Origin of the sequence: Brevibacterium linens (assembly GCF_003999335.1) — a bacterium.
Lineage (GTDB): Bacteria > Actinomycetota > Actinomycetes > Actinomycetales > Brevibacteriaceae > Brevibacterium > Brevibacterium linens.
The window spans coordinates 1,352,813-1,367,025 of sequence record NZ_CP026734.1; the positions used below are offsets into that span (position 1 = coordinate 1,352,813).

General features: G+C 64.6%; 11 protein-coding genes. 1 reads left to right on the forward strand and 10 read right to left on the reverse strand.

The window, feature by feature from the left end:
- Positions 1-57 precede the first annotated feature (57 nt).
- From CXR29_RS06005 to CXR29_RS06015, 3 genes are all read right to left on the reverse strand, one after another.
- Positions 58-1,263, reverse strand: a complete 1,206-nt coding sequence (locus CXR29_RS06005) for an acyl-CoA dehydrogenase family protein (RefSeq protein WP_101555122.1) — start codon at positions 1,261-1,263, stop codon at positions 58-60.
- Positions 1,264-1,346: 83 nt separating this feature from the next.
- On the reverse strand, positions 1,347-2,141 hold the full coding sequence (locus CXR29_RS06010) for an SDR family oxidoreductase (RefSeq protein ID WP_101555123.1): 795 nt from the start codon (positions 2,139-2,141) through the stop codon (positions 1,347-1,349).
- Positions 2,138-3,160 (reverse strand): phosphotransferase family protein, encoded by a 1,023-nt coding sequence (locus CXR29_RS06015; protein ID WP_101555124.1) that lies wholly within the window; start codon positions 3,158-3,160, stop codon positions 2,138-2,140. The genes CXR29_RS06010 and CXR29_RS06015 overlap by 4 nt, the downstream gene beginning before the upstream one ends.
- 176 nt (positions 3,161-3,336) lie before the next feature.
- Here CXR29_RS06015 and CXR29_RS06020 point away from each other — a divergent pair, with 176 nt between their 5' ends.
- Positions 3,337-4,308, forward strand: coding sequence for an NADPH:quinone oxidoreductase family protein (locus tag CXR29_RS06020; protein WP_127364135.1), 972 nt, complete (start codon positions 3,337-3,339; stop codon positions 4,306-4,308).
- Positions 4,309-4,377: 69 nt separating this feature from the next.
- On the opposite strand, the gene CXR29_RS06025 is transcribed toward CXR29_RS06020, so the two are convergent.
- The 7 genes from CXR29_RS06025 to CXR29_RS06055 form a co-directional block, all read right to left on the reverse strand.
- Positions 4,378-5,994 carry a nuclease-related domain-containing DEAD/DEAH box helicase gene (locus CXR29_RS06025; protein ID WP_127364136.1) on the reverse strand — a complete coding sequence of 539 codons (1,617 nt, stop codon included), beginning with the start codon at positions 5,992-5,994 and terminating at the stop codon, positions 4,378-4,380.
- Between the two features lie 131 nt (positions 5,995-6,125).
- Positions 6,126-7,409, reverse strand: a complete 1,284-nt coding sequence (locus tag CXR29_RS06030) for an MFS transporter (RefSeq protein WP_127364137.1) — start codon at positions 7,407-7,409, stop codon at positions 6,126-6,128.
- A gap of 360 nt (positions 7,410-7,769) precedes the next feature.
- Positions 7,770-8,495: a DeoR/GlpR family DNA-binding transcription regulator gene (locus tag CXR29_RS06035; protein WP_127364138.1), complete on the reverse strand. Its 726-nt coding sequence runs from the start codon at positions 8,493-8,495 to the stop codon at positions 7,770-7,772.
- Between the two features lie 69 nt (positions 8,496-8,564).
- Positions 8,565-9,611, reverse strand: a complete 1,047-nt coding sequence (gene pdxA / locus CXR29_RS06040; protein WP_101555128.1) for a 4-hydroxythreonine-4-phosphate dehydrogenase PdxA — start codon at positions 9,609-9,611, stop codon at positions 8,565-8,567.
- Between the two features lie 65 nt (positions 9,612-9,676).
- Complete coding sequence (locus tag CXR29_RS06045; RefSeq protein ID WP_241241611.1) at positions 9,677-11,086, reverse strand: four-carbon acid sugar kinase family protein; 1,410 nt, start codon at positions 11,084-11,086, stop codon at positions 9,677-9,679.
- Positions 11,083-12,579, reverse strand: a complete 1,497-nt coding sequence (locus CXR29_RS06050; RefSeq protein WP_206516258.1) for a GntP family permease — start codon at positions 12,577-12,579, stop codon at positions 11,083-11,085. The genes CXR29_RS06045 and CXR29_RS06050 overlap by 4 nt, the downstream gene beginning before the upstream one ends.
- Before the next feature lie 363 nt (positions 12,580-12,942).
- Positions 12,943-14,004: a 2,3-butanediol dehydrogenase gene (locus CXR29_RS06055; RefSeq protein ID WP_127364139.1), complete on the reverse strand. Its 1,062-nt coding sequence runs from the start codon at positions 14,002-14,004 to the stop codon at positions 12,943-12,945.
- Positions 14,005-14,213 lie beyond the last annotated feature (209 nt).

The window sequence follows — 14,213 nt, forward strand, 5'->3', positions numbered from 1 at the left end:
CCCGTGCACACTGGTGCGGGCCCGGTGGGTTATCACTGTATCGCGGAAGAGCCGACCTCAGCCGCGGTATTTCCTGATCTCATTGCGGGCGATGGAGCGTTTGTGCACTTCGTCCGGCCCATCGGCCAGACGCAGGGTGCGCATATGCGCCCACATCCGGGCCAGCGGGAAGTCCTCGGTGACTCCGCCGCCGCCATGGACCTGAACCGCCCGATCGATGACCTTCAGCGCCATCGTCGGTGCGACGACCTTGATCTCAGCGATCTCGTTCTTCGCCACTTTGTTGCCGTACTTGTCCATCATGTCCGCGGCGTGCAGGGTCAGCAGCCGAGCCTGATCGATCTCGATCCGGGACTCGGCGATCCAGTCTTGGATGTTCGCCCGATTCGACAGCTTCTCACCGAAAGTCACGCGAGATTCTGCGCGCTTGACCATGAGTTCGAGCGCCCGCTCGGCGGCTCCGATGGCACGCATGCAGTGGTGGATGCGTCCCGGACCCAGGCGCGCCTGACTGATGGCGAAGCCTTCGCCTTCACCCTTGAGAATGTCCTTGAACGGCACGAGCACGTTCTCGAAGATGATCTCGGCATGGCCCTCCCGGTCGGCGTAGCCGTACACGGGCAGGTTGCGCACAACGGTGACTCCGGCGGCATCGATCGGCACGACGAGCATCGACTGCTGACGGTGCACCTCGGCGGTGGGATCGGTCTTGCCCATGACGATGAGCACTCGGCAGTTCGGATGCATCGCGTTCGACGCAAACCACTTGCGGCCGTTGAGCACGAACCCGTCGTCGGTGCGTTCCATGCTCATCTCGACGTTCGTCGCATCGGAGCTGGCCACGGCCGGCTCCGTCATCGCAAACGCCGAAGCGATCTCGCCTTCGAGCAGGGGCCGCAGGTACTTCTCCTTGTGCTCTTCCGTGCCGAAGACCGTGAAGACCTCCATATTGCCGGTGTCCGGCGCATTGCAGTTGATCGCTTCCGGGGCGATCTCCAGGCTGCGCCCGGTGATCTCGGCCAATGGAGCGTATTCGAGGTTCGTCAGCCCGGGCCCCCATTTCGGGTGCGGGTGGAAGAGGTTCCACAGGCCCTGCCTCTTCGCTTCGGCTTTGAGGTCTTCGAGGATCTGCGGCTGTGTGTGGGGGCTGGCCGCCGCGGCCATCTGCTCGGCGTAGACCGGCTCGGCCGGGTAGACGAATTCGTCCATGAACGCGTTCAGACGCTGCTGATACTCACGTCCACGTTCGCTGATTTCCAACACGTGGGCTCCTTGCTTCTCGGTGGGTCTCACACTGCTGTGAGGTCTGGTCTCAGGCGAGTCTCACCCGCTGGTGGGGCTCGGTGTCACTGTTCACTGAGTCGGGCTTGGTATCGGGACATTCCGCGCAGCCAGCGGTCGTAGTCGCTGCCTTTCATCCGGTACATCTCGAGCACTTCGGGGTGCGGCAGGATGAGGAACTGCTCGTTCTCAACGGCGTCGAGAACGATGGCGGCCACCTCGGCGGGTTCCAGGACGGTCCCGGCTGAGGTCACGGCCTTCTGGGCGGCGCCGCCGGCGGGTCCGGCGTCGTCGAGCAGATTCGTGTTCACTCCCATCGGGCAGACCACCGAGGCGCGGATTCCGTCGTCGCGGTAGGTCATGGCCAGCCATTCGGCGAATCCGACCGAAGCGTGCTTGGTCACCGAGTAGGCGGCCGAACCGATCTGCGTGAGCAGGCCCGCCGCCGAGGCGGTGGCGACGAAATATCCGGACCCGGCTTCCTGCCAGCGAGGGACGAGCGCCTGAGCGGCCCGGATATGAGCGCGCATATTGACGTCGATGATCGAGTCCCAGTCCGCGTCGTCCTCACCGAGCATCGCCGGCCCGATGATCCCAGCATTGGCGAAGTACAGATCGATCCCGCCGAGGCAGTCGTCGGCGAAGTCGATGAGCGCACCGATTCCCTCGACCGAGGACACATCCCCGGTCCACGCGAATGCCGATGTGCCGAGTTCAGCGGCTGTGTCGTCGACCGTGGGGGAGAGGTCGGCGAGGACGACGGCGGCCCCGCGGTCGATGAGCTCAGCGGCCAGTGCTGCGCCGATGCCGCCTGCGGCCCCCGTGACCACCGCGCGCTTGCCGGTCAGAGGCGAGGTCATGATCTCTCCAGCAGGTCGAGTGCTTGGCGAGCGAGGTCTTCGACACCGGCTCCGGCCTCGTCCGGGTCGAGATCGAGGTCACCCATCTTTCCTGTCGCCAGCCGTGTGTAGACGCCTTCACGGATGCAGGCGAGCTTCCACATCGCAAACGCCGAGTAGTAGCCGACATCGTGGACTTCGTGACCGCTGACTTCCTGGTAGCGGTCGATGAGTTCGTCTGTGGTCGGGAAGCCGTCATCGGTTCGGGGCACCCAGATGCTGGTGTACTGCTCGGGCACCGTGAGCATCGCGACGAAATAGCCGAGGTCGGTGAGCACCTCACCGATGGCCGTCAGCTCCCAGTCGACGACGGCGTTGACCGCGCCGGAAGGACCGAAGATCAGATTGTTCGGTTTGAAGTCCCCGTGCGCGATTCCCACGGGCGAGCCCGCCGGGTCGGGCATGGCCTCGCGGAGGACGTCATGGACCTCATGGATGATCGGGGTCTCGCGCATCGCGATCTTCTCGACCTGCCCGATCCAGCGACGCAGCTGTCGGTCGATGAGTCCGCCCGGCCGGCGCAGGTCGGACAATCCGACAGCATCGACGTCGACGGAATGGATCGCCGCCAGTGCGTCGACCATGCCGAAGGCGCAGTCGCGGCGGTTATCAGCAGGGATGGACTCCCATTCGGTGGGTGTGTTGATCGGGAACCCGGGGCAGTGATCCATGAACACGAAGGGCACGTCGAGGACCTCGGGGTCATCGACGATGTCGAGGACGGTCGGCACCGGAACGCTGCTGTCGTTGAGAGCGGCCATGATCCGGCCTTCGCGGGCGACGTTGTGAGCACTGCCGCCTTCGTGGCCGAGGGGCGGGCGTCGCAGGACCCAGCGCGGGCTGCTGTCGACGAGGATGGTGAACGTGAGATTCGAGCGACCGACCGACATCACTTCGACGTCGAAGTCGCTGATCGCGAATCTCTGCTCGATCCATCTGCCGATGCTGTCCACATCGAACCCTGCCGGTGATTGTGTCATCCTTGACCTTCCCGAGTGAACAATCGTTCAGTAGAGTTCACAGTATTCATCCCGGGCGGGGGAGTCAAGCCGTGAAAGTGATCACGGTCATAGCCGCGCGGTGTGATAGACGTGAGAAGACCGCCGCCACCGGAGCTCTAGCGTTCCGCGTGGGCCACAACGTTAGCGAGGAAACTATGAAAGCCATTCGCGTCACTGCTCTGACCGGGCCCGATGATGTAGAGCATCTCGACGTGGAGCGTCCGGTTCCGGGGCCGGGCCAAGTGCTCATCAAGGTCGCCTACGCCGGAGTGACCTTCCCCGAGCTGCTGCAGACGCGCGGGATGTATCAGGTCAAGCATGACCTGCCATTCACCCTGGGTTCCGAAGCGTCCGGAACTGTCGCCGAGGCGGGGCCGGACTCCCGGTTCGCCGTCGGTGATCGGGTCGCGGCGATCACGGGCTCGGGCACTTTCGCCGAGTACCTTGTGGCCGCCGACGAGGCCACCGTGAAGGTGCCGGACACGGTCTCTCTGGCCGATGCCGCAGGTATGCCGATGAACGTGCTCACTGCTGACTTCGCGCTGCGTGTGCGCGCCGATGCCCGGCCGGGCCAGAGTCTCCTCGTCCACGGTGCTGCGGGTGGCCTCGGCTCGGCCACGGTGCAGCTGGGCTCGGCGATGGGACTCGACGTCGTCGCCGTCGTCTCGACCGAGGCGAAGGCCGACGCGGTTCGTGAGATCGGCGCGAGGCATGTCGTCTTCGCCGACGGTTTCAAAGACGCGACGAAGGAGACCTTCCCGGGCGGCGTCGATATCGTCTTCGACCCTGTCGGCGGCGACCGCTTCACCGATTCGACGCGAGTGCTCGCTCCGTTCGGGCGTCTCCTCGTTCTCGGCTTCACCGCCGGCGAGATCCCTTCGATCAAGGTCAACCGACTGTTGCTCAAGAACATCTCCGTCGACGGCGTCGCCTGGGGTGGGGCGGCCTGGGGTCACCCGAGCTATATCCACGAGCAGTGGGAGGTCGTCCTCGATCACGTCTCCGCGGGCAGACTGAATCCGCGCATCCACGCGACCTACCCCCTGGCCGAGGCATCCTCGGCGATCAATGAACTCGACGGCCGCTCAGTGATGGGCAAAGTCCTCCTCGAGGTCGCAGGGGAGTAGTCCCAGACGTACTGCGCGTCGGATGGCATCTGCTCCATCCGGAGCTGGAGTCGGTGACGAGCTGAGCGATCAGTTGTCGTAGACCTCGTCGAAGATGCTCAGATCGCCGACGACGATGAGCTTCGTCGTCGCTCGCGACATTCCGACGTAGAGCATGTCGATGGCCCGCCGTCGGTCTCTGAATCCGTTGAGACAGAGGACCACAGCGGGCCTTTCGAGTCCTTTGAAGCCGAGCACGTGGCCGTAGAAGACATCCTCGGCGGCGAAGAATTGGTCCCAATAGGCCGCGATTCCCTCGGTCTCGACGATCTCCTTCTGCACCGGGTGCCTCGAACCGGTGGTCAGCAGTGCGATCTGACCGGCGACCCAACCGTTGTCCATGAGCGCTTCGACCACGCCATCCGCTGCGGCGACTGCCGAGTCGGCGTCGACGTCCATCCATTCGATCTCCTCGCCGGGCCCGTTGCGGGCGATGGGAGGCTCGAGCGCGAGGTCGGCGATGCCGGCGACGATCTGGGCGGAGTTGCGCAGATTCTCGTCGAGCTGGATGGGGCTCATCGTGATGGGTGATTCACCCTGGCGGTCGAAGATCCGCTGGCGTTCGTCGGTGAAGACGTAGAGGGTGCCTGCCAACTGGTTGCGCAGACACGACTGCACCGCCTCCCACCACAGCCGGCTGAAGTCCTGGCCTTCATCGATGACGATCGCGTCGAAGAGGTTTCTGCGCGAACGCTCATCGGCGAGGTCCTTGAGCATCGTGGGCAGCCGCCGTTCCCAATAGTCAGAGTCGTCGTCGCTGCCCGTGGGGGCACCCCAGCTGATGGGCAGGTCGTGGAAGAGGCCGACGAACGCGGGTCTGTCTTCGTCGGGCCATTGACTCGTGTGGAGCTGGAGGAAGCGACCGAGGCCGCGGGAATAGCACATGAGCGCGACCTTTTTGCCCTCTTGGGTCAGCGCCTTGGCCTTGAGCAGCGCCAGATAGGTCTTGCCCGACCCGGCACCGCCGCTGACCTCGGCGCGATTCTGGTGGCGGAGGATGCGGATGAGCTTCGCCTGTTCACGGCTGAGGGCATCGGCGCGGTGGGAGATCTCGGAGGCTTTGAGTGCGAAATTCTCGACCGCTTGGTTCGTTCTGCGGAGGTTCTTCAAGACGAATTCGTGGCCGGCGGTGAGGTCGTGGCGTTCGGGGTCGAAGTCAAAGCGCAGCTGATCAGCGATCTTCGATGCCAGGGAGTCGATCTCGGTGCCATCGACGAGTTGCCTTCTCGGCGCATCCGGCTGGTCCCAGCTTCTCGGCAGCTCCGTGTAGGGGAGGACCGCAAGATGGCTGATCGGCCCGGGAACACGGGAAAGCCGCGGGCGCAGATAGGCCACGAGGGTATGTTTGGCGATCATCGCCTGCTCGAGAGGTGGTTCGGGCAGATGGCTGCGCTTTCCCTGGGCACCGGAGGTGAACCATTTGCCGTCGACGACGTCGACGCGTCCGCCCTTGACCTCGATGACGGCGATCCCGACTCCCGGCCACAGGATGAGGAGATCGATCTCGACGTCCTTGTCATCGCCGGTCAGCCGTTGGCCGTGGATGATCGTCACCCCGTCGGGAAGCTGCCGGCGCAGCGCATTCCACACGACCTCCTCGGCGGTGGAATCGTTGAAATCAGGCTGTTCGGGAATCAACGTGACCATGGTCTGAGACTAACGCAGACACAGTCGCAGAAGACCGGCGACACTGCATCGGAAGTTACGATGCAGTGACGCCGGTCTGACTCATTGGAGTGACCGTGCCTCTCAGCGGTGGTCGCCGGTGGCGGGGACGATCATTTCGCGTCGTTGACGAGCTCCGATTCGTCGAGGACGACGTCCGCGCCCGTCTCCGGAAGTCCACGCCCGCGCAGCGAGGCACCGTTGGTCTCCTTCGTGAAGATCGTGGCGATCAAGCCGATCGCACATGCCGCCATGACCAGGTAGGCGGGAATGATCGTGTTTCCGGTTGCGCCGATGAGTCCATCGCTGATCGACGGGGCAGTGCCGCCGAACAGTGCGGTCGAGACGTTGTAGGCGATGGCGAATCCGGCGAAGCGCACAGGTCCGGGGAACATCGCCGGGAACGTCGCGGAAATCGTGGAGATCTGCGGAATGTAGAGAATTCCGAGCACAGCGAGTCCGATGAGCGCCCACACGAAACCGTTGGCCATGAGCATGAACATCGGAATCGCCGCGACGAAGAGGCTGATGAGGGAGAAGTACCAGACCGGCTTGCGTCCGACCTTGTCCGAGAGCATTCCGCCGAAGGGGATGAGGATCATCATGAACGCCTGGGCGAGGAACATCACGGTCAGTGACGCGTTCGGGCTCATGCCGACCGGGTCCTGCGGATACGTGGGCATGTAGGACAGCAGCGTGTAGTTGACGACGTTGACCGCGACGACCATGCCGCCGAGGACGAGCAGCTGCTTCTTGCAGTTCGCGAAGAGGGTCGCGAAGACTTCCTTGACCGACTTGTCTTGATCGCTGTTGTCGAGCTCTTCGTAGACAGGGGATTCATCGAGCTGATTGCGCAGGTAGAGACCGACGACGCCGAGGACTCCGGCGAAGATGAACGGAATCCTCCAGGCCCAGTCCGTCATCGTCTGCTCGCCCAGTCCGAGTTGCAGGAGGAGAACGAACAGCGAACCGGCGGCCATACCTGCCAGGGTGCCGAATTCGAGGAAGCTGCCGAAGAATCCGCGCCGGTTGTCAGGGGCGTATTCGGCCATGAAGGTGGCGGCACCGCCGTATTCACCGCCGGAGGAGAAGCCCTGAATGACGCGGAGCAGAACGCGTTTGCGGCCGAGGCGATCGCCCATCGGTCCCCAGATGATTCCGCCGAGGGGGCGGAAGATGAAGGATACGGCGAAGGTCAGCAGCGCCATCAGCTGCGCATGCTCGCCGGGGAAGAAGTGCTGCGCGAGATAGGTGACCGAGACAGCGTAGAGACCGTAGTCGAACCATTCGGTCGCATTGCCCAGCGCCGAGGCGGCGACGGCTTTGCGCACCGTCTTGAGATCGGGCTGGGGTGGGGAAGCGGGTGATGCGGATCCTGAAGTATTGGGGATACCCATGAATTCCTCCAGTCATGTGAACCACTGTCGAAGTGATCCATCTTTCGAACCGAAGCCACGTTACGAGCACGTGTTCAGCTTCTCAATCGAGGAATCGTGTCAAATCGTCGGCGTATCATTAGCGAAATATTCGTCGTCGACGTGTCTGACCAGGAGGAATGCTCTGCCTATTTGGAATTTGAACGGCAAGTCTGCTTCACAGGGAACAGTGAAGTCATCGTTATCGGAAGCGTGTTGACAGAAAATTGAAACAATGGCCGAATTTGTCTCAACCTCGTTGAGGAGTAAGGTCCGCGTTCGGGTTATCCGAACCACTTCTCAATTCGGCGGCCGAACCCCTTTGGCCCCTCCGGCCACGACTCAGCTTCGTGGGTGCTCGCTGTGCTCGTCGATCCACGTCCAGCCGGTTGGCATCGGCGCCCAAGCGGCGACCTCACGGCCGGACTTCGAACTGTCGGCGAGGACGATGACTGTTCCGGCTCGCTCGGCGATGAGCTCCTTCGTGCGGGCCTCGTCGAGACTCGGTTCGCCGAGTCCCTGCGTCGGATCGACAGCATCGGCGCCGAGGAAGGCGATGTCGACGTGGATGCGCGACAGCGCATGATCGGACAGCGCACCGGTGGTGCCGTGGGACAGGGTCGAAACTTCGCCGCCGACCATGACCACCTTGGGGCCGGCGGGATGGGCCAGGGCCAACGCGATCTCGAGGCCGCGGGTGAACACGGTGAGCTCGCTGCGGTCCCTGATCCGCTCGGCCAGGCGCACGGTCGTCGAACCGGCGTCGAGGAAGACGGTGCGCACTCCGACCTCGTCGAGCCGCTCGAGTGCCGCTGCTGCGATGGCGTCCTTCGCCTCGGCCTGCTGTTCCATCCGCTCGCCCAACGGCGGTTCGACATAGCCGGCAGCGGCGGCGCCGCCGATGGTGCGGATGATCTCTCCGTCTGCGGCCAGCTCGCGCAGGTCGCGGCGAATAGTCGATTCCGAGGTCTCGAGTTCCCCGGCCAATCGGGGGATGCTCCATGAGCCGGTCTTGAGCAGACCGAGAATGGCGTCACGCCGCTTCTGGGTCCCCGATCGGATCGCCATCTGTCTCCCTCTCGTCGTTCGCACCTCCGACCGCAGCGGAATCGCCGCGGTCGGACATGCGTCTTAAGCCTACTTCGGCAGGTACTCCGCACGGATGCCGTCGACGAACGGTGCGTAGCCGATAGCAGCGCGGTAGGCCGAGCGCATGGTGCCCGCGTCGGCGATGCCCTGTCCGGCGATGTCGAAGGCAGTGCCGTGATCGACGGAGGTGCGCAGGATCGGCAGGCCCACGGTGACGGAGATCGTCCCGTCGAAGTCGAAGGTCTTCGACGCGATGTGTCCCTGGTCGTGGTACTGCGAGAGGATGCCGTCGAAGCGGCCGGTCAGCCCCTGATGGAAGACGGAATCGGCCGGGATCGGTCCGGCGACTTCGACGGCGCCGCCGGCATTGACCTTCTCGACGGCCGGACGGAGGATCTCGATCTCCTCGTCGCCGAATGCGCCGTTCTCACCACCGTGCGGGTTGAGCGCGGCGACGGCCACCCTCGGCGAGGCGACGCCGTAGAGCTGCAGGGCGCGATGGGCGCGCTCGATCGAGTCGATCTGGGTCTCGACGGTGAGGGCGTCGATGGCCTTGCGCAGGGACATGTGGCGGGTGGCGAAGAAGATCTGGAGTTTATGGTCGGGGACCTTCGTGTTCTCCACGACGAACATCGTGTCCTGCTTCGTCACTCCGGTCAGCTCACCGAGCATCTCGGTGTGCCCGAGGTGCTGCGATCCGGACTTCCACACGGCTTCCTTGTTGATGGGGCCGGTGACGATGCCGGCGACCTGCTGATCCATGGCGGCCTTGGTGGCGAGCTCGATCGCGGCCACCGAAGCCCTGCCGGCGCGAGCGTCGACGACGCCCCACTCGGGAAGGTCATCGCCGAGCACGCCGATGTCGAAGACGTCGATGACGCCTTCGCCTGCCGAAGGCGTCGACCAATCGGAGATGGCGCGCAGCTCGACGTCGAGTCCGAGGACGTCGACGGCACGTCTCATCACGGCCAGATCCGCGACGGCGATTCCGTGCTGATCGTCTCTGCCCGCGAACTCCGCGAGCACGGTGGCGGTGATCTCCGGTCCGATTCCGACGGGATCGCCCACGGTCACGGCGAGTGCTGGTGCTGTCATTGCTGTCTCCTCAGATGGTTCGGATTCTGTCGGCGGGTGGCGGTGCAAGGTTCGTCGTGCACGATTCAGTCTCGTCTGACGCGGGCGGTGGTCGACAGGAACTCGAGACACTCGACGGCAGTGCCGGCGTTGCCGATGAGACCGCCCTTGGTGACGATCGGCAGTCCGTCGGCGCGCCCGCCGACGAGACGGCCGCCCACGGCCAGGGGCACGATCTCCTTGTCGATCTCCATCCCCATCGCGCCGAGCTCGCGCATCACCGTAGCGGTGACGTCTCCGCCGGTGGTATAGAGGCCGGAGATCGGGATGGTGGAGATGACTGTTGAGGCGATCAATGCCAATCGCCGTGTCGTCTGCTCGGATTCGGCATCGGTGAGTTCGCGCAGATCGCTGGACTCGAGGACGGTGGCGATGACGATCGCCCGCGCCGAGGCGGCCCGATCGATGAGGCCCAGTGTGGCCTCGACATCGGGCAGGCCCGCGTCGTCCACGGGTGCACGGAGGACCGTGACTGTGGGGTCCTCGGCTACGGCCGCGAGCTGAGAGCGGGTGACCTCGGTGGCCGAGCCCGAGATGCCGAGCAGGAGGCCATCGGCACGAGCAGGCAGCCGTGACTGGGCCAGGGCGAGGCTGCCGGGTCCGGGATCGATGGTCACCCAGTCCAACAGCTCACCGTCGGCCAGACCTGCGCGGTTGCGGATCTCCGGAGTGGCCGCCTCGGCGAGGTCGTGGCTGATCTCAGCGATGACGGAACCGACGAGTTCGATATGGTCGGTGGTCAGGGCATCGGCGATGAGCACGTCGGCCCCTTCCCCGATGGCGTCGAGCACGGCGGTGGCCACGGCCTCACGGCCGGCCAGGACGGTCGCGATAGCGATGACGTGACAGTCGAGATCCGTGCCGGCGGCGAGGATCTCCTCGATGACGGAGGTGTGCATGGGGGAGCGGACATCGTAGGCGAGCTCGGTGTGTTCGAGCAGACGACCGCCCAGCAGCTGCCGCCCCTGCACGGTGGTTCTGCCGGCGGCAGGGAAGGCCGGCATACACAGTCCCAGGACGCGGCACTGCGGACCGTCGGACGCGGTCAGCGCACGCCTGCGCGCCGAGATGGCGGCTGCTGCAGCTGGCCCGACGTTGCCGCGCAGAGTGGTGTCGATGCGGCAGGCCACGAGGTCGACGGCACCGGCGGACTCGATGAGTTCTGAGTAGACCATGCCAGCCTGCTGCGGCGGCAGGTGGCGGGAGTCGGTGTTGACGACGACCGCATCGAAGTCATCGAGCAGACCTCCGAGGTCGACGCTGCCGGCTGGGCTGGTGCCGGTGACGGTGATCGTTCGCAGTCCCGCCTCGGCGAACAGGGCCCCGCAGGCGTTGCCGCCGGTGAGGTCGTCGGCGACGATGAGGATGCGCGGGCTCGCCTGCGCCGAGGGGGACGCTGCCGTCGTGCCGGCGTCCGGCATGTGGGAGGTGCTCATACGATCAAGTCGAGCACGAACAGCAGCGGAAGGGAACAGATCCACACGGCAGTGGTGATTCCCGACCTGCCCTTGATGGCGTTGATGCCGTCCAGTCCGGCGAATCGGGTGACGACCCAGAAGTAGGAGTCGTTGAAGTAGGAGAAGACCATCGAACCGGCGGTGCAGGCCATGACGGCCACGAGCGGATCGAGTCCCAGCGGGGCGATGAGCGGAGCCGTCACCGAGGCAGCGGTGATCATCGCGACCGTACCCGATCCCTGAGCCAGGCGGACGAAGGAGGCGATGAGGAACGGGACGAGAAGCGCGGGCAGGCTGATCGAGGCGATCGCCTCGGCGAGGGCGTCACCGACACCCGATTCGCGCAGGACCAGTCCGAAGCTGCCGCCGGCGCCGGTGATGAGGAGGATGAGACCGGCCGAGGCGGCACCGTCGGCAAGCCAGCTCTGCACCTGATTGCGTGGGGTCACACGGGGCAGCAGCGTGTAGACGGCGAGGATGAGGCCGATGATCAGGGCGACGACCGGGTTGCCGAAGAATGCCAGCGGAGCGACCCAGGCGGAGGGTTCGTACGCGTCGCCGGCGAGCTCTCCCTGTGCGCTCTTGTCGATTGCGGTGCCGACCGTGTTGGCCACGATGAGCAGCAGCGGGACGATGAGCGGCAGGAAGCCGAGGAAGGCGCCGGGCTTCTTGGCACGGCCCGCGGACCGGGCGGCGCCGGCCGCGTCCTGCGACGTCGCGGAGTCGGTGGAGCTGTCGCCGGAGTGCTCATGGTCGCCCGTGAGGGTGGATACCCTGGATGCTCCTTCGTCGGTGCCCTCCGCCGAGGCGGCCGAGACCTCGGAATAGACGTCGTGCCTGACCTTGCTGTTGAGCACGGGTTCGAGCTTCGGCCCGATCCAGCGCGCGTAGACGACGACCACGGGCAGGAGGATGACGGTGAAGACGATGCCGGCGAGGATGACCGATCCGATGTCGGCACCGAGGATGCCGGTGGCAGCCAAAGGGCCCGGCGTCGGCGGCACCATGTGATGAGTCAGGGTCATACCGCAGCCCAGAGCCAGCGCGAGGGTGACGTAGCCGCCCTTCTTCACGCGGGCGATCGAACGAGCCAGCGGATTCATGATCACGTAGCCGGAGTCGCAGAAGACGGGGATGGACACGAGCGAGCCGACGGTTCCCATCGCCCACGGCTCACGGCCCTTGCCGAAGGCACGGAGGAAGGCGCGGGCGAGGGAGTCGGCGGCTCCGGAGACTTCGAGGATCTTGCCGATGCCGACGCCGAGGCCGATGACGATGCCGATGCTGGCCAGGGTGTCGCCGAAGCCGGTGGTGATCGAGTCGATGATCGAGAGCAGATCCTGACCGGCGACGATGCCGGTGACGACGGCCGCCAGAAGCAGGGCGATGAAGGCGTCGAGTCGGGTCGCGAGCACGATGACGACGATCGTCGCGATGCCGGCGGCCAACGCCAGTATGAGTTGCAGGTCCATGGGGTCCTCCGCGGTGAGGCCGGCTCGCGGGCGAGCCAGGGTGTGTGGTTCTCATTGACTTCGACACGATCTGCGATGCCCGAGGGCAGTCGACGATCAGAAGCGAAGTTGAACAGTATGAGCAAGTATGAGTCATAACTGCACGTATATGCAATGTCGAGCGCGGGTGCGTTCCTCCTGCGGGGCGGGTGCGTGAATGCGGGGCCAAGAGCGTGAGTGCGGAGGTGCGTGCGTGAATGCGGGGCCAAGAGCGTGAATGCAGAAATTCGAGGGAGCGGAATGTTGATTTCAGCGGACTGAATCGACATTCTGCTCCCTCGAAACTGCGGGGTGCGCGTGGAGAGGGTGTCGAGGAGGTTCCTGTCAGGCGCGGGGGTCGACGATGATCTTCACGTGCTGCTCGTTGTTGTTGATGAGCTCGTCGAACCCGCCCGAGATGAGCTCGTCCAGGCCGATGCGTGCGGTGATGAAGGCTGAGAGATCGATGGTGCCGCCGGCGGCCAGTCTGATCGTCTCCGGGTGGTCGCCGGAGTAGCCGATGGTTCCTCGCAGGTCGATCTCCTTGAGGACCAGCTTCGGCATATCGACCTCGGGCTTATGCCCCCAGATGGAGACGTTGACGATGACTCCGCCGGGACGGACGGCATCGAGGAGCATGTCCAGAACCGCGGGGACGGACGAGCATTCGAATCCCACGTCGGCTCCACGTCCGCCCGTGCGCTCTCGGATGGTTTCGGCGACATCGAATTCTCGTGGATCGAGGACCTCGTCGGCAACGCCTGTTGAGAGTGCCATCTGCTTGCGCGCCTCGGAGAGCTCGGAGATGTAGACGGTCAGTCCCTTGGCTTTGAGGACGGCGGCAGTGAGGAGGCCGATGGGTCCTGCGCCGCCGACGATGGCGGTCTGGCCGGATTCGGCGTCCGAGCGAACGACTGCGTGGTGGGCAACTGACAACGGTTCGATCAACGCAGCCTGATCGAGTGGAATATCGCCGATCGGGTGCACCCAGCGACGCTGCACGACGATCTTCTCCGACAGTCCGCCACCACGGCCGCCGAGGCCGATGAAGTTCATGTCCTTCGACAGCTGATAGCTCTGGCCGGGGCCGGTGTCGACGTCTTCGGCAATGATGTAGGGCTCGACGACGACGTTCTGGCCGACGTTCAGGTCGGTGACGCCTTCGCCGAGGTGGGTGATCGTGCCGGAGAACTCGTGCCCCATGGTCACTGGGGCTGATTCGCCGGAGATCGGATGCGGGTGGCCCGCCGGCGGGACGAAGATCGGCCCCTCCAGATATTCGTGGAGATCGGTTCCGCAGATCCCGCACCAGGCGACGTCGATGGCGACTGTGCCTGGCCGCAATTCGGGTTCTGGGATGTCTTCGATTCGGATGTCTTTGCGAGCGTGGAATCGTGCTGCCCTCATGATGAGTCCTTTCGTGGGGCGTATCCGTGCCATTCGGTGTTCTTCGACGCTAGAACGCTTGCGACGTGAGAGCCAGGGTTGCAGGCGATTGCATATGAGAGGCATCACCATTGATTTATACCCCCGAGGGGTATAGATTGTGGGTATGGACAAGCCGCAGAATCATCGTCATTACGGAATGCAGTCTGCTGAGACAGGCCATTCCGCAC